Annotated in this window: 24 protein-coding genes and 1 pseudogene; 7 read left to right on the forward strand and 18 right to left on the reverse strand. The window is 46.1% G+C overall.

Annotated elements, in window-relative coordinates:
- Positions 1-41: 41 nt before the first annotated feature.
- The 3 genes from QZ371_RS08815 to QZ371_RS08825 form a co-directional block, all read right to left on the reverse strand.
- Positions 42-746, reverse strand: a complete 705-nt coding sequence (locus QZ371_RS08815; protein WP_295211752.1) for a response regulator transcription factor — start codon at positions 744-746, stop codon at positions 42-44.
- A gap of 68 nt (positions 747-814) precedes the next feature.
- Positions 815-2,149 carry a hypothetical protein gene (locus QZ371_RS08820; protein WP_295211754.1) on the reverse strand — a complete coding sequence of 445 codons (1,335 nt, stop codon included), beginning with the start codon at positions 2,147-2,149 and terminating at the stop codon, positions 815-817.
- A gap of 118 nt (positions 2,150-2,267) precedes the next feature.
- The gene (locus tag QZ371_RS08825) at positions 2,268-3,614 is read right to left on the reverse strand and encodes a citrate/2-methylcitrate synthase (RefSeq protein ID WP_295211755.1); all 1,347 of its coding nucleotides are present in this window, start codon (positions 3,612-3,614) and stop codon (positions 2,268-2,270) included.
- A 254-nt stretch (positions 3,615-3,868) separates the two neighbouring features.
- Here QZ371_RS08825 and spoIID point away from each other — a divergent pair, with 254 nt between their 5' ends.
- Positions 3,869-4,843, forward strand: a complete 975-nt coding sequence (gene spoIID, locus QZ371_RS08830; RefSeq protein ID WP_295211756.1) for a stage II sporulation protein D — start codon at positions 3,869-3,871, stop codon at positions 4,841-4,843.
- Here the strand turns inward: spoIID and QZ371_RS08835 are convergent.
- The 5 genes from QZ371_RS08835 to QZ371_RS08855 all read right to left on the reverse strand — a co-directional run bounded on the left by QZ371_RS08835 (position 4,833) and on the right by QZ371_RS08855 (position 9,671).
- A complete protein-coding gene (locus QZ371_RS08835; RefSeq protein ID WP_295211757.1) occupies positions 4,833-5,162 on the reverse strand; it encodes a cupin domain-containing protein in 330 nt (109 codons plus the stop codon). The two genes, spoIID and QZ371_RS08835, sit on opposite strands and share 11 nt — an antisense overlap.
- Positions 5,163-5,305: 143 nt before the next feature.
- On the reverse strand, positions 5,306-6,580 hold the full coding sequence (locus QZ371_RS08840; RefSeq protein ID WP_295211758.1) for an NPXTG-anchored protein: 1,275 nt from the start codon (positions 6,578-6,580) through the stop codon (positions 5,306-5,308).
- 339 nt (positions 6,581-6,919) lie between these two features.
- Positions 6,920-8,254: an NPXTG-anchored protein gene (locus QZ371_RS08845; protein ID WP_295211759.1), complete on the reverse strand. Its 1,335-nt coding sequence runs from the start codon at positions 8,252-8,254 to the stop codon at positions 6,920-6,922.
- A 203-nt stretch (positions 8,255-8,457) separates the two neighbouring features.
- Positions 8,458-9,108 carry an epoxyqueuosine reductase QueH gene (locus tag QZ371_RS08850; protein ID WP_366558724.1) on the reverse strand — a complete coding sequence of 217 codons (651 nt, stop codon included), beginning with the start codon at positions 9,106-9,108 and terminating at the stop codon, positions 8,458-8,460.
- 158 nt (positions 9,109-9,266) lie between these two features.
- The gene (locus QZ371_RS08855; RefSeq protein WP_295211761.1) at positions 9,267-9,671 is read right to left on the reverse strand and encodes a hypothetical protein; all 405 of its coding nucleotides are present in this window, start codon (positions 9,669-9,671) and stop codon (positions 9,267-9,269) included.
- 405 nt (positions 9,672-10,076) lie between these two features.
- Here QZ371_RS08855 and QZ371_RS08860 point away from each other — a divergent pair, with 405 nt between their 5' ends.
- The 3 genes from QZ371_RS08860 (at position 10,077) to QZ371_RS08870 (ending at position 13,786) form a co-directional block, all read left to right on the forward strand.
- Positions 10,077-10,286: a DUF3343 domain-containing protein gene (locus QZ371_RS08860; protein ID WP_295211762.1), complete on the forward strand. Its 210-nt coding sequence runs from the start codon at positions 10,077-10,079 to the stop codon at positions 10,284-10,286.
- Positions 10,287-10,293: 7 nt separating this feature from the next.
- The gene (locus QZ371_RS08865) at positions 10,294-11,451 is read left to right on the forward strand and encodes an aminotransferase class V-fold PLP-dependent enzyme (RefSeq protein WP_295211763.1); all 1,158 of its coding nucleotides are present in this window, start codon (positions 10,294-10,296) and stop codon (positions 11,449-11,451) included.
- A gap of 100 nt (positions 11,452-11,551) precedes the next feature.
- Positions 11,552-13,786, forward strand: coding sequence for a cell wall-binding protein (locus tag QZ371_RS08870; RefSeq protein ID WP_295211764.1), 2,235 nt, complete (start codon positions 11,552-11,554; stop codon positions 13,784-13,786).
- Positions 13,787-13,911: 125 nt separating this feature from the next.
- Here the strand turns inward: QZ371_RS08870 and ispF are convergent, their stop codons facing one another.
- The 4 genes from ispF to QZ371_RS08890 all read right to left on the reverse strand — a co-directional run bounded on the left by ispF (position 13,912) and on the right by QZ371_RS08890 (position 16,607).
- Positions 13,912-14,385 carry a 2-C-methyl-D-erythritol 2,4-cyclodiphosphate synthase gene (gene ispF, locus QZ371_RS08875; RefSeq protein WP_295211765.1) on the reverse strand — a complete coding sequence of 158 codons (474 nt, stop codon included), beginning with the start codon at positions 14,383-14,385 and terminating at the stop codon, positions 13,912-13,914.
- Between the two features lie 16 nt (positions 14,386-14,401).
- Positions 14,402-15,514 (reverse strand): bifunctional chorismate mutase/prephenate dehydratase, encoded by a 1,113-nt coding sequence (locus QZ371_RS08880; RefSeq protein ID WP_295211766.1) that lies wholly within the window; start codon positions 15,512-15,514, stop codon positions 14,402-14,404.
- Positions 15,515-15,596: 82 nt separating this feature from the next.
- Complete coding sequence (locus tag QZ371_RS08885) at positions 15,597-16,178, reverse strand: GNAT family N-acetyltransferase (protein WP_295211767.1); 582 nt, start codon at positions 16,176-16,178, stop codon at positions 15,597-15,599.
- A 15-nt stretch (positions 16,179-16,193) separates the two neighbouring features.
- Positions 16,194-16,607 (reverse strand): EamA family transporter, encoded by a 414-nt coding sequence (locus tag QZ371_RS08890; protein ID WP_295211768.1) that lies wholly within the window; start codon positions 16,605-16,607, stop codon positions 16,194-16,196.
- Between the two features lie 240 nt (positions 16,608-16,847).
- Here QZ371_RS08890 and QZ371_RS08895 point away from each other — a divergent pair, with 240 nt between their 5' ends.
- Positions 16,848-17,603, forward strand: coding sequence for a tRNA threonylcarbamoyladenosine dehydratase (locus tag QZ371_RS08895; RefSeq protein ID WP_295211769.1), 756 nt, complete (start codon positions 16,848-16,850; stop codon positions 17,601-17,603).
- Positions 17,604-17,674: 71 nt separating this feature from the next.
- On the opposite strand, the gene QZ371_RS08900 is transcribed toward QZ371_RS08895, so the two are convergent.
- From QZ371_RS08900 to iorA, 6 genes are all read right to left on the reverse strand, one after another.
- A complete protein-coding gene (locus tag QZ371_RS08900) occupies positions 17,675-17,845 on the reverse strand; it encodes a 4Fe-4S binding protein (RefSeq protein ID WP_295211770.1) in 171 nt (56 codons plus the stop codon).
- Between the two features lie 178 nt (positions 17,846-18,023).
- Positions 18,024-18,458, reverse strand: a complete 435-nt coding sequence (locus QZ371_RS08905; protein ID WP_295211771.1) for an ACT domain-containing protein — start codon at positions 18,456-18,458, stop codon at positions 18,024-18,026.
- A 23-nt stretch (positions 18,459-18,481) separates the two neighbouring features.
- A complete protein-coding gene (locus QZ371_RS08910) occupies positions 18,482-19,789 on the reverse strand; it encodes a phenylacetate--CoA ligase family protein (RefSeq protein WP_295211772.1) in 1,308 nt (435 codons plus the stop codon).
- A gap of 36 nt (positions 19,790-19,825) precedes the next feature.
- Positions 19,826-20,326 carry an HD domain-containing protein gene (locus tag QZ371_RS08915; RefSeq protein ID WP_295211774.1) on the reverse strand — a complete coding sequence of 167 codons (501 nt, stop codon included), beginning with the start codon at positions 20,324-20,326 and terminating at the stop codon, positions 19,826-19,828.
- Positions 20,327-20,902 (reverse strand): indolepyruvate oxidoreductase subunit beta, encoded by a 576-nt coding sequence (locus QZ371_RS08920; protein ID WP_295211776.1) that lies wholly within the window; start codon positions 20,900-20,902, stop codon positions 20,327-20,329.
- 38 nt (positions 20,903-20,940) lie between these two features.
- Positions 20,941-22,668, reverse strand: a complete 1,728-nt coding sequence (gene iorA / locus QZ371_RS08925) for an indolepyruvate ferredoxin oxidoreductase subunit alpha (protein WP_295211777.1) — start codon at positions 22,666-22,668, stop codon at positions 20,941-20,943.
- Between the two features lie 304 nt (positions 22,669-22,972).
- Here iorA and QZ371_RS08930 point away from each other — a divergent pair, with 304 nt between their 5' ends.
- Together QZ371_RS08930 and QZ371_RS08935 are read left to right on the forward strand one after the other, a co-directional pair.
- Positions 22,973-24,214: a galactokinase family protein gene (locus QZ371_RS08930; RefSeq protein WP_295211778.1), complete on the forward strand. Its 1,242-nt coding sequence runs from the start codon at positions 22,973-22,975 to the stop codon at positions 24,212-24,214.
- Positions 24,215-24,267: 53 nt separating this feature from the next.
- Positions 24,268-25,503 (forward strand): annotated as a pseudogene (locus QZ371_RS08935) (EAL domain-containing protein).
- The last annotated feature ends 1 nt before the right edge of the window (position 25,504 follow it).

Consider the following 25,504-nt stretch of genomic DNA (forward strand, 5'->3'; position numbering starts at 1 on the left):
AAAACTCCGTTCGTTATGACTTTACGCTTCTCGATTTGCGCTCAGTTCGAGCCGCCTGCCCATTTATAGCCGAAGCCCCAAATGGTAAGGATATACTTCGGGTTGGAAGGTTCGTCCTCTATCTTCATTCTTATTCTTCTGATATTTACGTCAACGATCTTATCATCGCCGTAATAGCTTTCGCCCCAAATATGATTAAGTATGCTGGAACGATCGAGGGCGGTGTTCTGATTTTTGAAGAAATACTCCATTATCTGATACTCCACCTGAGTGAGGTCGATCTGCTCGCCGTTTTTGAAAACAGTTCTGCTCTTGAGATTGAGGGTGAACGGACCTGAGATTATCCGCGAAGCTTCTTCGGGCTTTGTACCGGAACGATTGACACGTCTGCAAACGGCGTCAACTCTTGCGATAAGCTCGGATATCGAGAACGGCTTTGTGATATAATCGTCTGCGCCGCTCATAAGGCAGGATATCTTATCCATTTCCTGTGACTTTGCGGAAAGCATAATTATACCGATAGAGCTGTTTCTCTCTCTTATCTTCTTGCATACCTGCATTCCGTCGATGCCGGGCATCATAATATCCAGCAGGGCAACGTCAAAGCCGCCGTCCTTTTCGTCATATGCTTTTAGAGCGTCCTCGCCGCAGTTTACGTCAACTACTTCATAGCCGCTTCTCACAAGGTTGATAACGACAAATTCTCTGATGGAATCTTCGTCTTCGCACACTAATACTCTTTTCATCTGATCTACTCCTCTCCTGTAATAAAGGCACTAAACGCAAATCACGCCGCCTTGAAAATAATCAGTTGTCAGTTTATGATATAGAAATTGTTTTGTATCTCATCAATTGTGGGGATAAGTTTTTCTCGCCTGTCGGAATTGAGCTTCACAAAAAAGTCAAGCTGACCTTTGCTGTCGATAAGCTCATAACCATCTGACAGATATTGGTCTGAATCATTTTTTGAAGAAACTGCTATCCGCATAAGCTCTTCAATGCTGGTGTTTATATCCCCTGTATATTTATAGAACACAAGCTCGCCTGTGTCGGCGTCCTTTTTGACTGTGACGGAATCGTTCCAGCGGTTAGGAAATGTAAGGAAATATCCGTCCGAAATGGAATAAAAGCCCGTATATTTGGCTTCAAGGCTGTAAAAGTCCTTATAGACGTTCCAAGTTGTCATATAGAGCATATCGTCCGCCACGGCATTTTCATAGCCTATCATCGGGGCTGTGGAGGGTATCTCAACAACGCCGTCGCTGTCAACATCCTCGCTGTAATATCCGGCAGGTCGGGTACAAAGTGGCAGGAGCTTTTCGCTTCTCAGCTGCATAGGGTCTTGCAGGCTGGAATATCTGTAATATATTATCTCAGTCTGAAGCTCACCGCTGCTTGTAAGGCCGTCAATGAATATAGCCTTTCGTCCGCCGTCGATAACGCCTGTTCTTGTTGAGACATAAGAAGTCACGTTATCGCACATATCAATGCCCTCGTCACGGGTTATCTCGCCGTTTTGCATTCTGAGCATTGAAGCCTTTGCGCTGACTGCGCCTGTATCGCTCTTTGTGCTGCGCTGGACTGTTATAAGCTCGTTATAGCCGTCGTTATTTATATCAAGCGGTTGGAGTATCGAATATGTATCAAGTCCGACACGCTTGAAATCGCCGTCTGAATAGCTGTATATCTCGAGGGTCTTGTCATCGTTTGCAAGATTTTGATATCCCACCAGCACGTCTATCTGATTGCCGTTGCCCATTGGCGAGATTATTACCTGGTCGATATCCGTGCCTGCGCCTGCAAGCTCCTTGACGGAATGCCATTTGCCCTCGTCATTTTTATCGAGGATATTCACCCTAAGTCCGTCCTCTTCCGAGCCGTTTGAGGTATACTCATAGAAAACTATAGCCTCGTCAGTTGATTCGTCGTCGATATTTGCGATAACATACGCCGAGCGGTTCTCGCCGTTTTTAGGATATTTCAGCGTGATATTGCTTCCAACGCTTTCTATAAGCGCTTGGTGTATCTCGCTTTGCTCAGAGGTGAGCTTGGGGGCGTTCAAAAGACCGTCCACCGTAAAATTCAGCGCCGTACAGCCCGTCATAGCCAAACAGGAAAGGCAGGCGGCAGCTTTCATAATAGTCTTCAAAATATCCCTCCACATCGCAAACAATAAAAAATAGAACCGGACATATTTGCATATACCCGATTCTATTATAACATACTAGAAAATATATTTCAAGTCTTTTTGCGCCCACAAGAACATATTATCTCTCATCGAGAGGGATATATTTCTTTTCGCCGGAGATAGCCTTATAAGCAGGTCTGATGATACGCTTGCCTGTTACCAGCTCCTCAAATCTGTGTGCGCACCAACCAGCCATTCTTGACACGGCAAACATTGGTGTGAAGAGATCCTCAGGGATACCAAGCATTCTGTAAACAAAGCCCGAATACATATCGACGTTTGCGCACATTGCCTTATCGCTGCCCTTGATCTTCTTGAACAGCTCAGGCGTGAGCCTTTCGACAGTTGCAAGAAGCTTGAACTCCTTCTCGAACTCTGTGTTCTCTGCCATTTTGCCTGCATTTTCCTTGAGTATAACGGCTCTCGGGTCAGACAGGGTGTAAACGGCGTGACCCATACCATAGATAAGTCCTGTATGGTCGAATGCTTCCTTATTAAGAATCTTTGTAAGGAAGTCGGCAACTTCGCCTTCGTCCTCCCAGTTCTTTACGTTGTCCTTGATACACTGCTGCATTGCTGCCACCTTGAGGTTTGCACCGCCGTGACGTGGGCCTTTAAGTGAACCGATAGCTGCGGAATATGCAGAATATGGGTCTGTGCCCGATGATGTAAGAACTCGACAGGAGAATGTTGAGTTATTACCGCCGCCGTGCTCAGAGTGGAGCATAAGCATAAGGTCGAGTATCTTCGCCTCTTCGTCAGTAAACTGTCTGTCGGGACGGAGTGCGGAAAGTATCATCTCGGCTGTGGAATGTGTCGGGATAAGCGGGTGCATAAACAGGCTGAGGCCGTCATAGCAGCGTTTTTTTACCTGATATGCCGACACCATTATATTCGGCAGCTTTGAGATTATGGAGATAGCCGTTGCCATTTCATACTCAGGTGAACGGTTCTCCGGATTATCGTCATAGGAATAAAGAGCCAGCAAAGCTCTTGCCATTTTATTCATAATACTCTTTGACGGAGCTTTAAGTATCATATCCTCAAAGAAGTTATTTGGCAGAGGTCTGTTCTCAGCCATTATCTCTCTGAAAGCTGTAAGCTCTTCCTTGTTTGGCAGGTCGCCCATAAGAAGGAGATAGACTATCTCCTCATAACCGAAACGGTTTTCTTTCTGTGCATTGCTGACAAGGTCGTTGATATTATAGCCACGAAAAATCAGTTGGCCCTGTATAGGCGACTTTTCTCCTTCGTTTACCACATAGCCATGTACGTTACAAATATTAGTAAGTCCAGCCATAACGCCTGTGCCGTCAGAATTTCTCAGACCTCTTTTGACAACATATCTGTCATAGAGCTTAGGGTCGATGGTGTTGTTGGCGATGAACTGCTCACACAGGAGCGATCTTGCTGTATTGTTTATCATAGAAAAAAATCATCTCACTTTCCGTTTTATCAACGTATATTATGAATATAAATTAAAATATAAAATATATTATACACCTTTTTTATATTCTTGTCAAGTATTCGCAGAGGTCGTCGAAAAATAAATTTATTTCAAAGTCCTTTGATACGCACTTTAAAAAATTTCTGTACAAAAATATTCCCAAAAGTAATATTTTGCTCAGCCTGTGAATATAAATATAATACTGTATAGTCAAAATGAGAAAGGACAGAAAAATGAAAGACATAATGCAGATAACGGCGGCATTTGCGGTGCTTCTGACCATAATACCGATGATAGTGTTCCTGCGTGCGGAAGCTCCAGAAGCGAAAGCTGCCTCCGCTGACAGCGCCAAGGTCGTTTCGGTCTATTTCACCGAAAGCGGCGAGGTCAAGGACTACACTCTTGAGGAATATCTCACAGGGGCTGTGCTGGCGCAAATGCCTGCGGACTTTGAGGACGAGGCTATCAAGGCGCAGGCGGTGCTTGCTCACACATACATTGAGCGCAGGAAGCTTACGGAAGCCCAGTCCCCCACCGCTGAGCTAAAAGGTGCAGACATAAGCGACGACACGACGCTTTACCAAAGCTTTTTCACCGAGGAGGCGGCAAAGGCTTACTATGGCGATGATTACGAGGCGGCGCACAAAAAGGTGGCAAAGCTTGTCGCCGAAGTATCAAGCGACATCATCACCTATGAGGGCGAGCCAATAATCGCCGCATTTCACGCCGCTTCAAGCGGTCAAACGCAGTCGGCAAAGGTCGCTTGGGGGCAGGATATACCTTATCTCCAGTCGGTAAAAAGCGAAAGCGACTTGGAGCTTGAAGGCGCAAAAAGCGTTGTGACATTGACCGCCGCACAATTTCGTGACAAGCTGAAAAAAGCCTGCCCCGACGTTGCCCTCACCGACTTATCGGACGCTGAGAATTGGCTTGAATGCACCGCCGACAAGACGGGCTATGTGACAAAAATTACCGTCTGCGGCAAGGTCATTGACCGCAATGTTTTTCTTGAAGCCTTTGATATCGCCTCGCCCTGCTTTGAGTTTGATTTCAAGAACACGAAATTCACTTTTACGGCGCAGGGCTTTGGACACCTCGTCGGAATGAGCCAATATGGCGCAAACGCTATGGCGAAGTCGGGTTCGGACTACAAGGCGATAATTGGGCATTATTTCACGGGTGTGGATATCCAAAAAGTTACTGCTTAGGCACAACGGCATAGAAAACGAGGTCGCAGTCGCCGTCATTCACGAAGCTATGGGTATGGTTTTCGGGGCAATAGTGGCAATCGCCTGCATTAAGGCGCTCTTCGCCGCCGTCATAGAGCATTTTTCCGCTGCCTTCGAGAACAAAAATTATCTCGCAATTGCCATGATGTGTGTGCATACCGATAGAAGCGCCGGGGATAAGTCTGCCCTTCATAATCTTGTTGACACCGTCATCGAAAGCCTTTGTTGCGAAGCTTTTTTCGCCGCCCTTGAAATTCGGCACGATGTTTTCGTTTATTTGGTCAAAACTGATCTTCATAATATTACCTCCAAAAGTTTATGAAATCTAACGATTATATTATACCACTTTGCTATTGATATTGCAACAAAAAAAGGCCTGCCCCGAAGGACAGGTCTTTGATTATTTAAGTATAAAACTTAGCAAGCTATCTGATATTCAGATTACTTTCTCTTCTTAGTAGCTACAACAGCAGCACCAGCAAGAGCTACGCCTACTGCAGCAAGAGCAGCAGCGCCTGTGCTTGGGTTTGTGTTAGATGCGTTGTTAGCAGCCTTTGAAGATGTTGTGCCCTTAGAATCAGTTGCCTTTGAATCTGTTGTTGATTCTGTCTTAGAATCAGCTGTTGAATCAACTACTGAATCAACTAACCCAGTGTCGCTGTCGCTGTCACTATCGCTATCGGAAGGTGTTGGAGCTGGTTCCTTATCTGTAAGAGCCTTAACGCTTGTTACCTTAACTGCGAATGGGATAGCATCGTCGCTGTCAGCGGCAAAGTTTGTCTGGAGATCCATAAAGAGATCGCCTGTTACATCAAGAGCAGAATCGAACTTGATGAGGAATGTGTAAGTGCCGTCAGCATTTACAGTAATTGTGTCTGTTGTGCAGCCAGAGTTTGCTGAATTGCCGTCACCCCAGAATGCAGGAGCGCCGTCAGAGAATACAGCGAAGTTGATAGCGAAATCAACAGGATCAACGATACCTGAGATATCAGCTGTTACAGCGATGGCATTTGCGCCCTGAAGATCAGCAGGAGTGATGATCTTGTCCTCATCAGCTGCCCAAGGGTTGTGAATGTTTACTCTAGCGATACCATTGTCTACCTTAGCAACGCCGTCACCGGAAAGTGCGAGCTCAGTTGCGTCATAATCGCTGAGGTCAACTGAATTTCCGCCAGCAGGGTTTGTAACAACAACGAGTGGATCGCCGTTCTTGTCAAGAAGTGTGAATGCGTTGAATGTGAAGTCAGATGTTGACCAGTTCTGGAGCCATACCTGTGCATATGTATCTGTATCAGCAAATGCAGCAGCGTCGCCCTTAAGAACGAAGTCATAAGAACCGTCCTCAGCCTTTGCAGCTGTGATGTCCTTAGCGCCATCCTGGAATGACCACTCTGTTGAAGCCCAGCCTGTGGACTCAGAGTTGTAACCCATTCCGCCGCCTACCCAGTCACCTGCTTCAATAGCAGCTGCTGTGTCAGCGCCTACTGTTACGTTGATGTCAACGCCATATACGTCTGTTACAGCTACGCCTGTACCTGTAAGAAGACCTGTCTTTGTTACGTTGCCTTCCTTATCTGTCTCATCGATAAGGGAAATTACTCCGCCTGAAAGATCAGCTTCTGCCTTTACTGGATCAGCAGCAAATGCAGCAAGTGACATCATTGAAGCTGCCAGCGCAGCTGCTGACATACCTGCGAAAATCTTAGAAATCTTCATTTTGATTTTCCTCCATTTTTAATTTATTCAATAGATGTTGAGCGATATCTCCCCAACATAAATTGTAATCATATTGTATCATATCATTCACAAAATTACAATAACCTTTTTTCACAAATTTATCACCTTGCTTTATGCATTTTAGCCAAATCTGCACATAAAATCTCCTATAATGTAGAAAAAGAAAAGGTTTTCAAACCTAATATATGTAATTCCTTTTGTGCAATATATCAACAAAGGCTAATATTATTATATAAGTACAGTAAAAAAAGACCCGCCCCGAGGGACAGGTCTTTGATTATTTAAGTATAAAACTTAGCAAGCTATCTGATATTCAGATTACTTTCTCTTCTTAGTAGCTACAACAGCAGCACCAGCAAGAGCTACGCCTACTGCAGCAAGAGCAGCAGCGCCTGTGCTTGGGTTTGTGTTAGATGCGTTGTTAGCAGCCTTTGAAGATGTTGTGCCCTTAGAATCAGTTGCCTTTGAATCTGTTGTTGACTCTGTCTTAGAATCAGCTGTTGAATCAGACTCAGCTGGTGAATCTACATCAGAGTCACCGCCATTGTTGTCGCCGTCAACCTTTGGCTGCTCTGGGTTAGCATATACGTTGTCGCCTGTTGGGTTGAGGATGATGCTGTCAAGTGTAATATCATTATCAGAATAATCCTGCATCCAAACCTGTGCGTATGTTACATCAGTAAAGATAGGCTCATCGCTTGTGAATGTGCAAGCATACTTGTTATCGCCGATCTTTGTGAGTGTGAGCTCCTTAACTCTGTCAGCAAGTCCATCGCCGTCAGCATCAACGTAGTTACCATCTTCGTCAGTAGCGAATGCCTGAGTTGTGAACTCGTGACCAGCCCAACCTGTGGACTCAGAGTTAAAGCCAACTGCTCCACCTACCCAATCAGCTTCTGCAAGCTTAGCATCGTCTGCATTGAGAATGAATGTGATGGACTTGATGTTAGCTTCTGCAAGCTCTTCAGCTGTTGCATAGTAACCTACCTCTGTGCCAGTAGTTGTATCGGAGTTTTCCTTGTCAGCACTGCCGAGGAGATAGAATACGTTAGCACCTGTGTTGAAGTTGCAGTTATCTGGTGTGATAACAAAATCCTTAACGCCTGTGTCAGCAGGATTTGTAACAACAACGAGTGGATCGCCGTTCTTGTCAAGAAGTGTGAATGCATTGAATGTGAAGTCAGATGTTGACCAGTTCTGGAGCCATACCTGTGCATATGTATCTGTATCAGCAAATGCAGCAGCGTCGCCCTTAAGAACGAAGTCATAAGAACCGTCCTCAGCCTTTGCAGCTGTGATGTCCTTAGCGCCATCCTGGAATGACCACTCTGTTGAAGCCCAGCCTGTGGACTCAGAGTTGTAACCCATTCCGCCGCCTACCCAGTCACCTGCTTCAATAGCAGCTGCTGTGTCAGCGCCTACTGTTACGTTGATGTCAACGCCATATACGTCTGTTACAGCTACGCCTGTACCTGTAAGAAGACCTGTCTTTGTTACGTTGCCTTCCTTATCTGTCTCATCGATAAGGGAAATTACTCCGCCTGAAAGATCAGCTTCTGCCTTTACTGGATCAGCAGCAAATGCAGCAAGTGACATCATTGAAGCTGCCAGCGCAGCTGCTGACATACCTGCGAAAATCTTAGAAATCTTCATTTTGATTTTCCTCCATTTTTAATTTATTCAATAGATGTTGAGCGATATCTCCCCAACATAAACTGTATCTACATTGTAACATACATTTAACAATTTTTCAATCAACATTTTTCACAAATTTATCACAAGTGCTTTAGCAATTTGCACAATTTTGGCTACAAAAATTAATTTAAAATGCCAATAACAAATATTGCGCCGATAATTCAGTCATTTTGCACAAGCTGTTCGGCGAGTTGTCGCTCACGTTCACGCTTTGAGAAAGCGCAGCCGCAATAGTCCTGTCGGTATAGGCCGTACTCCGCCGAAAGCTGTATGGAACGCTTATAACCCTCACGCTTTTTGAAGTCGGCAGGCAAGGCTTTCACGTCATATATCTCCCCAAGCTCTTGCGATATCTCGTTGAGCTTTGGTGCGTTTTTATATGGAGATATCGACAGGGTCGTGGTGAAATAATCAAAGCCCAGCTCTTTGGCAAGCTTTGCCGTGCGCTCAAGTCTCAGCCTATAGCATTTGAAGCATCGTTCGCCGCCCTCGGGGATATGCTCGAAGCCCTTTACGGCTTCAAAAAATTCTTTCTCGTCATAACCACGCTCCACGAACGTGACAGGATTTTTCACAGGCATTTGCGCTATGAGCCTTTGAAGCTCCGCTACACGCTTATCGTACTCCTCATGGGGATAAATGTTCGGGTTGTAATAGAACACGGTTATGTTGAAAAATTGTGAAAGATATTCCAGCACATATGACGAACAGGGCGCACAACAGCTATGCAAAAGCAGCGTTGGGGTCATTTCCTGCTTTTGGTTATCGGCGATTATTTTATCAAGCATTTTCTGATAGTTTATCTTCTGCATCATCTGCATTGCTCCCTTTGTGTAATAACATTACGACAATAACGTGCTATGAACCAACGGGACGTCGAGGGCGCCGTCCCCTACAAATAAAATGTTGGCAAAATTGCGTTATCGTATGTATTATAAATAGTATACCACAATTCGGGCTTTGCCGCAAGCTATATTTTCATCTTGAACTTGTTTCTGCAATTCGGACAGCAGACTGTATGCTCGCCCTTGGCTTTTGGCAGTCTGAGGGTCTTTTTGCAGGTGGGACACTTGCAGTAAACGTGAGTTTTTCTGTCTCTGAACTTTCTCTGACAGAGGGATATCTTCTTTGAAACGCCGCCGAATATCTGCTCGAACTTCTGATTTTCAGCATATCGCTTCTGCAAATTCCTTGAAAGCGATCTTACCACCGCAAGGATAAGTATAGCATACACAATGAGCTGAACTATCCAAGAGCGTATGAACAAATTTGCGGCGCTGACTATCACAGCAAGCACGCAGAACCCGTAAAAAAGCTTATCTATTCCATATCTGCCCTGAAAAAATCTTGACAGCTTGTACATAAATCCATTCATTCTGATTACCTCTTTTCTTACTCTCGGCGATATATCTTCGCCACATTATAAATAGTACACCAAGTTTATAAACTCATTATTAACTTTTGTCAAATTTCACATACATTTCACAAAAGACAAGGTGCATAAGCCTATGCGCTTCAGACTGCCGCAAAAGCCGCAAACCAACGGGCGACCAAAGGTCGCCCCTACATTAAATTGCGTATTTTAGCACATATGTAGGGGAAAATTGTTGTTCGACAATGCTCACAACAATTTGCGTCCTCGACGTCCCACTTGTTTGAACCATTATCAACAAACTGAGGCATATAATCCTATGCACTTCCCTGCAATGGTGAACATATAATGTACTGTGTTCGTAACAGGCAATGCGGACAAGGACATTTCAAAGAAGGGGTAAACAAAATGACTAAGAGATATATTGCAATGACTTCCATAACCTACGCCATGAAGGCGAAAACTTTGCTTAATGAAAAGAAATTTTACTGTGAGATAGAAAGAACGCCGAAAAATCTCGGCACGGGCTGCGGATATTCCATAGTTGTAAAGGCCGACCCGCAGGAGGTCGCCGCTGTGCTTTCTCAAAACCGTATACCTTACAAGGAGATACTCTGACAAGGGGGTGACTATCATAAACGCAAACGATCGGATAATAAATTTTGACAACTCGGCAACGAGCTTTCCAAAGCCCCCTGCGGTGAAAAACGCTGTTGCGCTGGCGGTGGCGCAATACGGCGGCAATCCCGGACGGAGCGGTCACAAGCTTTCGCTGCGGACGGCTGAAAAGGTCTTTGAGGTGCGGAGCCTTGCGGCGGAGATGTTCGGGGCTGAAACGGAAAATGTGGCTTTTACGGTCAACTGCACCTTCGCCCTCAATATGGCGATAAAGGGCATTATGCAGTACGGCGGACATATCATCATATCAAATTATGAGCACAATTCCGTGGCAAGGCCTGTTTACGCTCTGTCCCAGACAAGGGGCGTTGAATACTCTATCGCCAAAGTTGAGGACGACGACAATGCCACTATCGAGAACTTCCGCAGGCTCATCACGCCGAAAACAAAGTGCATATGCTGCTGCATCGCTTCAAACGTAACTGGGCGTATCCTGCCATATCGTGAGATAGGAAAGCTTTGCAAAGAGCACAACATCTGCTTTATTGCTGACGGCGCACAAGGCTGCGGACTGCTTGACCTTTCACTTGCAGACGGATTTAACTTCATCTGCACAGCAGGCCACAAGGCACTTTACGGCCCCACGGGCACGGGGCTTCTCATTACCGACGGCGAATATCCTCTTTCGACTATCGTTGAGGGCGGAACCGGTGCGACTTCATCGGAGCTTGCGCAGACGCCGTTTTTGCCCGAAAAGCTTGAAAGCGGAACTATCAACACGGTCGGCATAATCGGTCTTGGTGAGGGGCTTAAATTCGTGAAGAGCAAAACTCCGCAGGTCATAAGGGCGCACGAAGAAAAGCTTTGCAGGCAGCTTTACGGCGCATTGTCAAGGCTTGACAACGTGAGATTCTATGAGCCGAACGTCAGAAAAGTGCCAATACTTGCATTTAACATCGGGGATATGAACTCCCAGCAGGCGGCTTCAATGCTCAGTCAGAGGGGCTTTGCTCTCCGTGGAGGGCTGCAATGCGCCGCCGTGACCCACAACACTCTCGGCACAACTGAACAGGGCGTTGTACGCTTTTCGCCGTCGGCGTTCAGCACCCCTGCGCAGGTGAACGCACTTGCGGAAGAGATAAAAAAGCTTGCGAGAGGACAGTAAGTTTTGGGCATTATGAGGGCAAAAAACTGTTGCAATAAGATGAAGAGTGTGCTATAATGATACTATCTAAAGTTGTGTAAATTATCGGAAAGGACTTTTTATGAGCGTTGATAATAAAGACGAGAGACTGATCCCCGACAGATATGATCGGGTACTGAAACGTGATAAAAAGAAAATGATAGCTGCCGCTGCTGCCTGCACCATCGTTATGGGCGCAGGCTTCGGCGGATACCTTTACTACGGCGCATTCTATGCGTCGGGCTGGCACACCCACGACGGCAGCACATATTATATAATGAAAGAGACCGGCGAAAAAGCTCTTGGTTATCATATGATCGACAACACCTGTTATCTTTTTGACGACAAGGGCAATGCTATGGCGGACGGCTGGCAGACATACCGCGGCGATAAATATTACATCAAGGACGGCGTCGTTCAGCGTGGAAAAATAAAGATCGACGGCGAGGAATATTACTTCTCGGAAGAATCAGGCATTTTCAGAACGGGGCTTTGCGAGATAAACGGCGGCGAATATTATTTCGACGATCACGGCTTCCCTGACACGGGTTTTGACAGTCAGGGCGGATATTACTATGACGAAAACGGTCAGCGTGTAACGGGATGGACGAAGATAAACAATTTCCAGTATTACTTCCTCAAGACCGGCAAAATGGCAACGGGCTTCATTGAGATCGACGACAAGCTTTATTACTTCAACAGCGAGGGTCATATGGTCACAGGCTGGCAGGAGATCGAGGGCAAGAAATATTACTTCTCCAAGACAGGTGTGGCTCACAAGGGCTGGATGGAGATTGAGAAGAAGTATTATTACTGCGACGAAGAGACCGGCGCTTGCGCACAGGGCTTTGCGGAGATCGATGGGTCAAGCTATTATTTCAACGACAGCTGTGAAATGGTCAAGGGCTGGATAACAATTGACAAGAACAGGTATCATTTCTCTGACGACGGAAAGATGACCACAGGCTGGTATGAAGAACCCCCGAACAAATATCACTTCAACAGCAAGGGCGTTGCAGGCAAGGGCTTCCGTGAGATCGACGGCAAGTATTATTACTTCAACAAGAAAAATATCCTCCTTGACGGCTGGCAGACCATAAACGACAACCTTTACTATTTCGGCAGAGGCGGCGTTGTTGCGGACGGCTGGCAGGAACTTGACGGCGACACTTACTACTTTGACAAAAAGACTCACGCTGCGGCAACGGGCTGGACGAACACAGACCAGTATACGGACGCTGAGAAAAAGACTATCAAGGACTTCAAGAGCAATGTTTCAAGCCTTGTGAAGTATGAAAAAGACGATTACAAGAAGGACGAAAAGCCTGACGAGGAAGAGACAAAGAAGCTTGAAGAGCTTGCGGAGAAGTTTGACAAAAAGACATTCAACGCCTTTGACCGCAAGGTATACGAGAAATTCGGCGGCGCTGTTTTCTATCAGTATTATTTCTATTCCGACCACACCCTTTGCACGGGGCTCACGAAGATAGACGGATATTATTTCTACTTTGACGAGGAGACAGGCAAAAAGGCAACAGGCTGGAAGACCATTGACGGCAAGCGTTACTATTTCGGCGTGACGGGCGCTGCTATGGTGGGCGAGTTTGAAGTTGACGACAAGAAGTACACATTCTCCAACGAGGGCGTATTTGCTGACGGACTTGTGAAGATAGACGGCGATCTGAAATACAAGAAGAGCGATGACGAATGGGCAAAGTCTGAATTTATCACCGCAAACGGAAAGATATACTATTTTAATGAGAGTGAAGCCGCTGTTACAGGCTGGCAGACTATCGAGGACAAACGTTATCATTTCGACAGCGAGGGCAGGCTCACCACAGGTCTTTTCAAGGACGATTCGGGTATTTACTACATCGACAAAAACGGCGCACAGACCGACAAATGGGTTGCTGTTGGCGACAAGACTTATTACTTTGACGGCGAGGGCAAAGCTGTTGCAGGCTGGACGGATATTGATGGCACGACCTTCTATTTCAACAATGACGGCGTGCTCCAAAGCGAATGGACGACCATTGACGGCAAGAAATATTTCCTGCAAAACGGCGTTATGATAAGAGGCCCTGTTTATATCGACGACAAGTTCTACAACTTCGGCGAGGACGGCTATCTCAAAGGCGGCTGGATAAACTGGTGCGGACAGAAATTCTACAACAACAAGGACGGCACAGTTGTGACGGGCTGGAAAAAGATAGGCGGCAAGCGTTACTACTTTGACGGCTCGGGAATGATGCTCATAAACACCACCATTGACGGCTATGACCTTGATAATGACGGTGTTGCGCACAAGGCAAAATAAAAATGCGTTAATGCGCTGCGCAAAAAAAAACGGGCGAACGCTGTTCGCCCCTACAAGTGTAAAAGATAGAATTGCGACAAAAAAGGACTGCTGAGTTTTATGACAGCAGTCCTTTTGATTTTGTATTATATTTCTTCCAGCAGGCACACAGACGTTGCCGATATGCCAAGGCCTTCGCCTGTAAAGCCAAGTCCCTCTTCGGTGGTGGCTTTGACTGATATTTGCGAGATATCGCAGCCGCAGACTTCGGCGATACGCTCACGCATTTTCACGATATAGGGCGCAAGCTTCGGTCGCTGGGCACAGATCGTGGCGTCGATATTGCCGATATTATAACCCTTTTCCTTGATTATCCTGCATACCTCAGCCATAAGCTTCATACTGTCAGCGCCCTCATATGCGGGGTCGTTATCGGGAAAAAGATGTCCGATATCCCCCAAGGCAAGTGCCCCCAACACAGCGTCCATAATTGCGTGGGCGAGGACGTCTGCGTCAGAATGGCCTAGCAGGCCTTTTTCATACTCTATCTCAATTCCGCCGAGGATAAGCTTTCTTCCCTCGACCAGCTTGTGAACGTCATAACCGTGTCCGATACGCATTTTTATCCCTCCAACGTTATATTTCTTCATAGTTGCCAAGAAACTTGAAATAGGAAAGCTCAGAATTGAGCTCGCTCATAAGCTTTGCAACGTCGGGCGAATTGATAGCGCCCTCGAAATCGAGATAGAAAACAACGTCAAAATCCGTGTTTGCGATAGGTCGGCTTTCGATCATCGAAAGGTTAAGGCCTGCAACGGAGAACTTTGTCAGCAGTCTGTAAAGCGCCGATGATGTGTGCGGCAGGGAAAGAGACACCGACACGATGTTTGCGTTATCGGAGCGCAAGGTCTCCTTTGAGATCAAAATGAACTTAGTGTAATTCTCCGCAGCGTTTGCGATATCACGGCGAAGTATCTCAAGCCCCTGCTCCTTTGCGCAGGTCTCAGAGCATATCGCCGCATAAGGCTCGCTGCTTTCCTTTATGTAGCAAGCCGCTATCGCCGTATTTGCGTACTTATGGCTCTTCAAGCCGTTGTCTGCCAAAAAGTCAGAGCATTGGCTAAGCGCCTGTTCGTGAGAATAAACTATCTTGATATCCTCGAACTTTGTACCCTTTTTCACAGCAAGGCAATGGGATATTTTTACCTTTGTTGCGGCACATATCTTGAAATCGTGCTTTTTCATAAGCTCATAGGTCTGACCCACAGAGCCTGCCGTTGAATTTGCGATAGGCAGGATACCGAAATCTGCGCCGCCGTTTTCAACGGTCTTGAACACGTCGTCAAAGTCCTCAAAGAATATCGGCTCGAAATCCTCGAATATCTGTCCGCAAGCGATGTGTGAATAAGAGCCGCTGGTTCCCGGAACCGCAACGGTCTTTTTACCTGACAAGTCCAGTTTTTTGTACTCTATCTTATCGAAATCCGCAAAAAGCTCCTGATACTGGCGGCACTTTGAGATATCCATAATATTCTGGAAAAAGACCTTTGAAGCGCTTGCAAGCCCCTCGGGAGCGTTTGCGCCAACTCGTTCAAGTATCTCCTGCTCACGTCCGCTCTGAAAAACAGGCAGATCGTTTGCGATCTTGTATTCAGCCACCTTAAAGCACAGCCCCATACGCTGATTAAAAAGCTTCTGAAGCTGTTCGTCGATAGCATTTATATTACTTCTCAATTCTTGCAGATCCATAAATTTGCTCCTTTAAATCAATAAATTATCATAAAAGCCGCTATATATTTTATCATATTTTAGCAGCATATTCAAGCACTTTTTATGAATTTGAAGTTATTTTGCAAGCTTCGGGAAAACTTATCACCTTTGGCGGCTGACCGGAATACTCTTTGAGCTGTTTCCCAAGCCAAACCATATCGTAACGCCTGCCGAATTTATATGCGCAGCCCCCGAAAGTGCCCACAAGCTTATAGCCAAGCCTTTCGTGAAATCTCACGCTGTCGTTGGTGAGATATTCGTCCTCTGTTTTGGTGCAGGCAATGCAGGCATAAAGATTTGTGATATTCTGCAAAGCAAGGCAGCGCTCAAGTTTGGCGTATAACATTCTGCCGATACCCTTGCGGTGCTGACCCTCTTTGACATATACCGTTGTCTCCACCGACCAGTCATAGGCGGCCCTGTCCTTGAAAACGCCTGCATAGGCATAGCCCAATATCTCGCCGTTTTCCACAGCTTTGATATACGGATAGCGAGCCTTTATGCTGACGATACGCTGAGAGAATTCCTCCACAGTCGGCACGTCATATTCAAATGTTATGGCGGTCTTTTCAACATATGGGCGATAAATTTCCAAAAGCTCTGCGGCGTCGGTGACTTCCACAGCTTTTATTTCGATACTCATTGTATTATTTGCTCCTTAAATTACCATTAAGATAGTGCCGGCGGTGACAAGCGCCGCACCGATAGCTGACTTTGCCGTGAAATCCTCGTGGAGAAATATTACCGCAAGGATAAGTGTGATAACAACGCTGAGCTTGTCCACAGGTGCCACCTTTGAAGCGCTGCCCATTTGGAGCGCCTTATAATAGCACAGCCAAGAAGCGCCCGTTGCCAGACCCGAAAGTATAAGGAACACCCAGCTTTTCTTTCCGATAGACGTTATTCCGCCCTGAGTATGGGTGATGAAAACCATTGCCCAAGCCATTACCAGCACGACGCAGGTACGCACGGCGGTAGCAAGATTAGAATTCACCCCGTCAATACCGACCTTTGCAAGTATTGACGTTGCGGCGGCGAATACCGCTGACAAAAGTGCAAATACAAACCACATATTATGACCTTCTTTCACGTTATATTATAGCACTTTTTTTACATATTGCAACGATATCGGCGCAGATTTTACTTTTCTCCGATGATTCGCGGTAAATTTCGGTGAATTATCAGAAAATTAATAAATCGCTCTAGTTATCGCCCTTGAATTAATTATAGTTTTATGGTATGATTATTCTCAGTTATATGCAGACGGCGAAGCTTTCAATGCCGTCTTTATGAAAGGCTGGAATATACAGGTATGCTTAATCAGTTTTCAAGAACGGAGCTTCTTTTCGGCAAAGAGGCTATGGAAAAGCTTTGGAACAGCAGAGTTGCTGTTTTCGGAATAGGCGGCGTGGGCGGATATGCCGTTGAGGCGCTGGCAAGAAGCGGCGTTGGAACGCTCGATCTTATTGACGATGACAAGGTCTGTCTCACAAATCTTAATCGTCAGATATTCGCAACAAGAAGCACAGTTGGCAAATACAAGGTCGATGTTGCCGCAGATCGTGTGCACGATATATGCCCCGACATAACAGTGAACACATACAAGTGCTTTTATATGCCCGACACCGCCGATCAGTTCGATTTTTCACAGTACGACTATGTTATCGATGCTATCGACACAGTAACAGGAAAGATCGAGATAATAAGGCGTGCCGAGGCTTCAAAGACCGCTGTTATTTCATCAATGGGCGCAGGTAACAAGCTCGACCCGACAGCATTCAAGGTGGCTGACATTTACAGCACAAAGGTCTGCCCTCTTGCAAAGGTTATGCGCCGTGAGCTCAAAAAGTACGGTATCAAAAAGCTCAAGGTGGTTTACTCTGAGGAACAGCCTATCAGACCTATCGAAGATATGGCTATATCCTGCCGTCAGCATTGCATTTGCCCTCCCGGTACTGCAAGAAAATGCACTGCTCGCCGTGATATCCCCGGTTCAAACGCATTCGTGCCGTCAACTGTTGGTCTTATCATCGCAGGCGAAGTCATCAAGGATATCGTCAATAAATAAAAAGCGCAACAGCAAAACAAAAAACGTCTGCCCGCAATGGACAGACGTTTTATTTTTCAGCTATGTATAAATTACTCAGCCTGTGGTGCACCAACAGGGCAAGTACCTGCGCAAGAACCGCAGTCAATACACTCGTCAGCGTTGATAACGCACTTTCCGTCAACCTCAGAGATTGCTCCTACTGGACAGGCGTCCATACAAGCGCCGCAGCCAACGCACTCGTCACTAATCTTGTAAGCCATTTTTACAGACCTCCTTATATAAAGATAACATAAATTCTAAAGGTACAGGCAACAAGCCTTAAAATACCTATACTTATATAATATCACATTTTGAGAAAAAATCAAGAGGTTTGCGTGATTTCATAAAAATTTCACATTGCTTATATACAAAAATGACTGAGCGTTAACATAGACAAACTTAAATGTCGCTGAGCACGTCCTGTGTCGCCAGCGCAAAGCCTGCTTCTGTCAGAGCTTGCACCGCCGATGTGACGTTTTCAACTCTCACAATAAGATATGCCGTGTTATCCTGTGTGTTTATAAATGCGGAATACATATACTCAACGCTTATGTTATCGTTGTAAAGTGTCTGCATTGCCGCAGCAAGTCCGCCCGGTGTGTCGCTTATCTTTACTGCGAGCACGCCTGTTTCAGTAACGGAGAAGCCGTTTTCCTTGAGGACTGCCTTAGACTTGTCGCTGTCGTCAACGATAAGTCTCAAAATACCGAAATCCTTTGTGTCAGCAAGGGACATTGCACGGATATTGATATCGTTATCCCCAAGTATTTTTGTAACGGCAGACAATCTGCCAGGTCTGTTTTCAATAAAAACTGAAAGCTGTTTTACTGTCATATTATTACCCCCGATCTTTACGGTCAGACAAGCTTTCTCTTGTCGATAACTCTTACTGCCTTGCCCTCAGAACGTGGAATGCTCTTTGGCTCAACAAGTCTAATCTTTGCCTTTATGCCAAGAATATTGTGGATATCGTTTGATATCTTCTTTTCAAGCTCTTCGATAGATTTTATTGTGTCGGAGAACATATCGTCATTGAGCTCTACTCTGATCTCGAATGTATCGGCATTGTTTACTCTGTCAACAACGATCTGATAGTTCGGGCTTGCCTTTGATATCTTGAGGAGCACCGACTCGATCTGTGATGGGAACACGTTTACGCCCTTGATGATGAGCATATCGTCGCTTCTGCCCATCGGCTTGCACATTTTAACAAGGGTTCTGCCGCAGGAGCACTTTTCTCTTGTAAGGATACAGATATCTCTTGTTCTGTATCTCAGCAGAGGGAATGCTTCCTTTGTGATACTTGTGAAAACAAGCTCGCCCTTTGAACCCTCCGGGAGCACTTCCCCTGTGTCTGGGTCGATTATCTCAGCGATAAAGTTATCTTCGTTGATGTGCATACCTGTCTGCTCTTCGCACTCGAAAGCTACGCCCGGGCCGCTTGTTTCTGTAAGTCCATAGATATCGTACGCCTTGATACCGAGAAGCTTCTCGATCTCGTGGCGCATTTCCTCTGTCCAAGGTTCAGCGCCGAAAATACCAGCCTTGAGCTTGAGGTTTTCAGGCTTGATACCCATTTCCTTTACAGTCTCGCCGATATAAGCGGCATATGACGGAGTACAGCAAAGAATAGTTGAGCCGAGATCCTGCATAAACTGTATCTGTCTTTCTGTGTTGCCCGATGACATTGGCAGAGTAAGGCAGCCCACCTTATGAGAACCGCCGTTAAGACCTGCACCGCCTGTGAAAAGTCCGTAACCATATGCAACGTGACAAACATCGTCCTTTGTTCCGCCTGCTGCAACGATAGCTCTAGCGCAGCAATCGTCCCACAAGTCGATATCGTGCTGGGTATAGAATGCCACAACACGCTTGCCCGTGGTTCCGCTCGTTGAGTGTATTCTCACACACTCTGAAAGCGGCTTTGCCAGCAGGCCGTAAGGATAAGCGTCACGCAGATCTGCCTTTGAAAGGAACGGCAGCTTGTGAAGATCCTCAACGCCGTGGATATCGTCGGGAGTAACGCCTTTTTCTTCCATAAGCTTTTTGTAGTATGGCACGTTATCCCAAACGTGCTTGACCTGCTTTACAAGTCTTTCGCTCTGAAGCTTTTTCATATCTTCGTGAGCCATACACTCGATCTCTTCGTTCCAATATTTACCCAATGGAACACACCTCCTGTTTTGATGATCTATTATTTCCTATTTGATACCGAACATATCGTTCAGCAGCTTTATGCCTGTTTTGGTCTTAAAGACCTTGTCACGAAACTTTGCTATGCTTTCCTTTGAAAGGCTGTCCTCAAAGGCGTTCACGAGAAAATCCGCCTCGAGAAGTATCTGCCAATCAAGACCTTCAACGCCCTCATAGGTATGATGATGAGCGATGAGAAAGCACACCCTGTCGATGATATCCTCATCAAAGTCAAGCTCTGCGAGCATTTCTCTTGCAGGGGCAGAACCAAGCTCCTCTTGGAGCTTTCCGCCGCAATGACCTTTTCCGTACTTTTCCTCAGCAGGCTTTATGCCGATATCGTGGACGACTGCCGCAACGTCAAGGCAATACATAGTCTTGATGTCAAGCCCCTCTGCCCTGCCGATAACACGGGCAAAGCTGTGCACCTTTATAAAGTGCTGGATACGCTTCGGATCGTCTGCAAAGAATTCCGTCATTTTAAGGATAAGGCTGCTGATCTCGTCCATTTATTTTACCTCTCTGCCAAGGGCGAAAGCCTTCTTGTTGAGCTCAAGGAACTTTGCAGGAACGCACTCTTCAAGTGCTTTCTGCCAAACAGCTTCGTCAAAGTTCATCTTTGTGGACACCACGCCCATAAGCACAACGTTTGAAGCCTTTGCAGTACCGGCCTGCTCGGCAAGTGAAAGCGCGTCAACAGCGATAACATCAACGCCCATACCTTTGAGCTTTCCGATGATATCCTCAGGATAAACAGCCGCACCTGTGATAACAGGCATAGGGTCGATCTGCTGAGTTGAAGTTACGATATGGCCGCCCTTTTTGAGAAATGGCACATATCTTGCTGCTTCAAGCTGCTCAAAGCTGATGATGATATCAGCTTCGCCTTTTTCAACAACAGGTGAACATACCTCGCTGCCGTACTTTACATATGTAACCACAGAACCGCCACGCTGGCTCATTCCGTGCACCTCGCTGACCTTTACGTCAAAGCCCTGTGAAAGGAGCACGTTTCCTATTATTCTTGAAGCGAGAAGCGAACCCTGTCCGCCAACGCCTACTATCATAATTGATCTAGTTTCCATTATTTACACCTCAAATATATGTTATCATTCAACTTAAATTAATCGCAGATAGCGCCAAGCTTACACATTTCCTTGCATATGCCGCAGCCAACGCATTGTGTATGGTCGATGACGCACTTGCCCTCGTGGATAGAGATAGCAGGACAGCCGATCTTCAAGCATTGCTTACAGCCAACGCACTTATCCTTGTTTACCTTGAGCGGTGGGTTGTGCTTTACATACTTGAGCAGAGCGCAAGGACGTCTTGAAATGATAACGCTAGGCTCTTCCTTAGCAAGTTCTTCCTTGATAACTGCTTCGGTCTCAGCCATATGATATGGGTCAACTACTCTAACGCTCTTGATACCGAGAGAATGACATAGCATTTCAAGATCAACTGCATATGCAGGGTCACCCTTGAGGTTCTTACCTGTTGTAGGGTTCTGCTGGTGGCCTGTCATACCTGTGATAGAGTTATCGAGAATGATAACTGTTGAATTTGTGGAGTTATACGCAACATTTACAAGGCCTGTCATACCGCTGTGCATAAATGTAGAGTCGCCGATAACTGCAACGGACTTCTTTTCAGACTCAGCTCCCCTTGCCTTATTGAAGCCGTGGAGACCGCTGATAGAAGCGCCCATACAGATAGTTGAATCCATTGCACAAAGAGGTGCTGTTGCGCCGAGAGTATAGCAGCCGATATCGCCCGATACCATAACGCCAAGCTTATGCAGGCAATAGAACAGACCTCTGTGAGGACATCCCGGACACATAACAGGCGGTCTTACAGGCACGTTCTCTGCGAATGTATCAAACTCCGGCTTCTTGCCAAGTATCTTTTCGGCAACGATAGTCTGTGAGATCTCGCCCATAAGGCTGAAAAGCTCCTTGCCGATAACGTTTACGCCGTTCTTTTTGCAATGTGTTTCGATAACGTCGTCAAGCTCTTCGATAACATAAACCTTTTCGCACTTTGCGGCAAAGTCCTTTATTATCTGAACAGGCATTGGATTAACGATACCGAGCTTGAGATATGAAGCCTTATCGCCCAGCGCTTCCTTTGCGTACTGATATGAGATACCGCTTGTGATAACGCCGATCTTAGTGTCGTTCATTTCCACCTTGTTGAGTGGTGAAGTCTCGGCATAATCAGCGATAGCCTTCATTCTTGCCTCAACGATAGGGTGGCGGCGGATAGCGTTACCCGGCATCATAACATATTTCTGGATATTCTTTTCATATGGGATATTGTCCCTTTCCTCTCTCTCGCAAAGCTCAACGGCTGACTGAGAGTGGGAAACTCTTGTTGAAAGTCTTACGATAACAGGAACGTCGAACTTTTCAGAAAGCTCGAAAGCTGCCTTTGCGAATTCCTTGCACTCGCCCGAGTCGGAAGGCTCGATCATCATTGTCTTTGAAGCGATAGCGTGATGACGTGAGTCCTGCTCGTTCTGTGATGAGTGCATACCCGGGTCGTCGGCAACGGCTATTACCATACCTGCTGTAACACCTGTATAGCCTGCCGTGTAAAGTGGGTCAGCGGCAACGTTGAGACCAACGTGCTTCATTCCGCAGAAGCTTCTTGCGCCGCCGATAGACGCACCGAGAGCAACTTCCATTGCGACCTTTTCGTTTGGCGCCCACTCAGCGTATACATCGTCATACTTTGCAACAGCTTCGGTGATTTCTGTTGAAGGCGTACCGGGATATGAAGATACGACCTTACAGCCTGCTTCATAGAGACCTCTTGCGAAGGCTTCGTTTCCAAGCATAAGTTTTTTCATACAATAAATCTTTCCTTTCGATAGCCAGCCCTCACTTGAAAGCTGGTAAAATAAACAATAAATCAAATATATACAATTTATTATATCACAAAAATGCCTAAAAAGCAACAGAAATTTTGACAATATACGATTTGCATAAATTGTTATGCTCACTTCTGTGGATAAAACATATATTTAGAATTGTTAACTTAATTTAATTGTTTTTTATGAGTGAATATTTGTCCTTTTGACTTGAAAAAAGTTTGGTTTTATAGTATAATGAGTGTAAGTATGATATTATCAAATCAACGGAGGATATATTTTTATGATGACGTATACACTTGACGAAATCTACACAGCCGATATGGTTGAAGCTCAGAGACAGAGATATCTTGACGCTGCCGCTGAGTTTGAAAAGCTCTACAACGAAAAGCCGACGGCTTTCTTCTCTGCTCCCGGCAGAACAGAGGTCGGCGGAAACCACACAGACCACAATTACGGCTGCGTTCTTGCAGCTGGCGTTTCACTTGATATCATTGCGGCAGTCGCTCCCGACACAGAGGAGAACGTTGTAACGATCAAGTCCGAGGGCTTCCCAATGGACACAGTAAACGCCGAGGACGACACTATCTATGAAGAGCAGAAGAACACTTCCGCCGCACTTATCAGAGGTATGACAGCAGGCTTCAAGAAGAACGGCCACAAGGTCGGCGGCTTCAAGGCTTACTGCACATCAAACGTGCTCAAGGGTTCGGGACTTTCATCTTCTGCGGCTTATGAAGTGCTGGTGGGAACTATACTCAACGGACTTTACAATGACGGCGCAGTTTCCGCCGTTGAAATCGCACAGCTTGCACAGTTTGCGGAGAACGTTTATTTCGGCAAGCCTTCGGGACTTATGGATCAGATGGCTTCTTCCGTGGGCGGCTTTATCACAATAGATTTTGCTGACGAAAAGAACCCTGTTATAAACTCAGTAAAGTTTGATTTTGCAAAGAGCGGTCACGCACTCTGCATCGTTGATACAAAGGGCAATCACGCTGACCTTACACCTGAGTATGCGGCTATCCCAACCGAGATGAAGTCTGTTGCGGCTTTCTTTGGCAAAACGGTGCTCAGAGAGCTCACAAAGGAGCAGCTTCTTGAAAACATCTCCGCAGTTAGAGAAAAGTGCAGCGACAGAGCTGTGCTCAGGGCGCTTCACTTCTTTGACGATAACGAGAGAGTTGGCAAGGAAGCTTCCGCACTTTCAAAGGGCGATTTTGACGCTTTCCTCAAGCTCATAAACGAGTCGGGCGACTCTTCATTCAAGTATCTCCAGAACATTTACGCTTCCTCTGCGCCAAACGAGCAGGGACTTTCACTTGCACTTTACCTTGCAAAGCAGGTGCTTGACGGCGATGGCGCAAGCAGAGTTCACGGCGGCGGTTTTGCAGGAACTATACAGGCTTTCGTGCCGGTCAGCAAGCTTGACAGCTTTAAGGCTGAAATGGAGAGAGTATTCGGCGAAGGCTCTTGCTATGTGCTTTCTATCCGTCCTGTTGGCGGCGTGCAGGTGGCGCTGTAAACTTTACATTTTGACATTGAGATCAAACAGAAAAATCAGGTGCGACAATAAGTATGAGTTTTGATATCACGAAGGACGATATAAGCGAGCTTTTTAAAGAAGCTTTGCAAAATAAAAATATAGTTGTTTACTATCAGCCGAAGTTTGACGCTCTTACTAACAAGATCGTGGGTGCGGAGGCGCTGTCGAGGTGGATATCCCCAGAGGGCGAGATCGTGCCGCCGATGAAATTCATCCCGCTTCTTGAAGAGAACGGAATGGTCATCGACCTTGACTGGTATGTGCTGGAGCAGGTCTGCGAATTTCTGCAGGGCGAGATAATGGTTGGCAGGAACATTGCCACCATATAGGTGAACTTTTTAAGAGTTCACACCGATGAGAAAAAGGTGGCGCAGAAGCTTGTTGAGATAACGGACAAATACAAGATACCTTACGATCTTATCGAGATCGAGCTGACAGAATCGGCGGTGGCGGAGGATACACAGGCGGTGATACGCTTTGCCACGAGTATCAGAGAGCTGGGCTTTTCGGTATCTATCGACGATTTCGGCAGCGGTTTTTCATCGCTGAGCCTTGTGAAAGATATCCCTGCCAACGTACTCAAGATCGACAAGTCTCTTATCAGCGAAAATTGTGAGAACGAGAAAGAGCGTGTTGTGCTGGAAAGTATTTTCTCCTTTGCAAGGCGGCTCAGAATGTCGACGGTGGCAGAGGGCGTTGAGACAAAGGAACAGCTTGGCTTCCTGCGCACCTGCGGCTGCAACAGCATACAGGGCTTTCTCTTTGCAAAGCCAATGCCGCAGTCAGATTTTGTTAAGCTTTGCAACAGCGGCAAGGGCACGGAAAAGAACGATATCCTTTCCGTTCAGTCAATGTGCAGCGCTAATTCAATGCTTCAAGAAGTTGTGATGAAAAAATTTCCGCTGATACTTATGATAAATTTGTCCCACAACAGCTATTATATGGTGACCTATGAGAATTTTGCCACAAAGAGCTGCCATTCAACAGGGGAATTTGATGAGATGATCGTCAAAGCTGCTGAGACGGTATATGAAGCCGACAGGCAGGCTTTTGTTGATACATATGACCGCAATGCACAGCTTGAAGCATATAAAAAAGGCGAGGAAAACATCGTGCTGACCACAAGGCAGCTTGGCGACGACGGTGTTTACAGATATGTTGAGACCACGTATTATTTCGTCAAGAACCCCTCATCTGACGATGTGCTGGCGGTGAGCCTTAACGAGATCAAGGGCGTTTTTGAGCCTTGCAATGACAACAATAAATAAG

The organism is Ruminococcus sp. (assembly GCF_019423705.1).
GTDB lineage: Bacteria > Bacillota > Clostridia > Oscillospirales > Ruminococcaceae > Hominimerdicola.

Bases quoted from the DNA above. Each gene is read 5' to 3' on its own strand.
- QZ371_RS08815 (WP_295211752.1), bottom strand. From the start codon at position 746: ATGAAAAGAGTATTAGTGTGCGAAGACGAAGATTCCATCAGAGAATTT.
- QZ371_RS08825 (WP_295211755.1), bottom strand. From the start codon at position 3,614: ATGATAAACAATACAGCAAGATCGCTCCTGTGTGAGCAGTTCATCGCC.
- spoIID (WP_295211756.1), top strand. From the start codon at position 3,869: ATGAAAGACATAATGCAGATAACGGCGGCATTTGCGGTGCTTCTGACC.
- QZ371_RS08835 (WP_295211757.1), bottom strand. From the start codon at position 5,162: ATGAAGATCAGTTTTGACCAAATAAACGAAAACATCGTGCCGAATTTC.
- QZ371_RS08840 (WP_295211758.1), bottom strand. From the start codon at position 6,580: ATGAAGATTTCTAAGATTTTCGCAGGTATGTCAGCAGCTGCGCTGGCA.
- QZ371_RS08845 (WP_295211759.1), bottom strand. From the start codon at position 8,254: ATGAAGATTTCTAAGATTTTCGCAGGTATGTCAGCAGCTGCGCTGGCA.
- QZ371_RS08850 (WP_366558724.1), bottom strand. From the start codon at position 9,108: ATGCAGAAGATAAACTATCAGAAAATGCTTGATAAAATAATCGCCGAT.
- QZ371_RS08855 (WP_295211761.1), bottom strand. From the start codon at position 9,671: ATGAATGGATTTATGTACAAGCTGTCAAGATTTTTTCAGGGCAGATAT.
- QZ371_RS08860 (WP_295211762.1), top strand. From the start codon at position 10,077: ATGACTAAGAGATATATTGCAATGACTTCCATAACCTACGCCATGAAG.
- QZ371_RS08870 (WP_295211764.1), top strand. From the start codon at position 11,552: ATGAGCGTTGATAATAAAGACGAGAGACTGATCCCCGACAGATATGAT.
- ispF (WP_295211765.1), bottom strand. From the start codon at position 14,385: ATGCGTATCGGACACGGTTATGACGTTCACAAGCTGGTCGAGGGAAGA.
- QZ371_RS08880 (WP_295211766.1), bottom strand. From the start codon at position 15,514: ATGGATCTGCAAGAATTGAGAAGTAATATAAATGCTATCGACGAACAG.
- QZ371_RS08885 (WP_295211767.1), bottom strand. From the start codon at position 16,178: ATGAGTATCGAAATAAAAGCTGTGGAAGTCACCGACGCCGCAGAGCTT.
- QZ371_RS08890 (WP_295211768.1), bottom strand. From the start codon at position 16,607: ATGTGGTTTGTATTTGCACTTTTGTCAGCGGTATTCGCCGCCGCAACG.
- QZ371_RS08895 (WP_295211769.1), top strand. From the start codon at position 16,848: ATGCTTAATCAGTTTTCAAGAACGGAGCTTCTTTTCGGCAAAGAGGCT.
- QZ371_RS08900 (WP_295211770.1), bottom strand. From the start codon at position 17,845: ATGGCTTACAAGATTAGTGACGAGTGCGTTGGCTGCGGCGCTTGTATG.
- QZ371_RS08905 (WP_295211771.1), bottom strand. From the start codon at position 18,458: ATGACAGTAAAACAGCTTTCAGTTTTTATTGAAAACAGACCTGGCAGA.
- QZ371_RS08915 (WP_295211774.1), bottom strand. From the start codon at position 20,326: ATGGACGAGATCAGCAGCCTTATCCTTAAAATGACGGAATTCTTTGCA.
- QZ371_RS08920 (WP_295211776.1), bottom strand. From the start codon at position 20,902: ATGGAAACTAGATCAATTATGATAGTAGGCGTTGGCGGACAGGGTTCG.
- iorA (WP_295211777.1), bottom strand. From the start codon at position 22,668: ATGAAAAAACTTATGCTTGGAAACGAAGCCTTCGCAAGAGGTCTCTAT.
- QZ371_RS08930 (WP_295211778.1), top strand. From the start codon at position 22,973: ATGATGACGTATACACTTGACGAAATCTACACAGCCGATATGGTTGAA.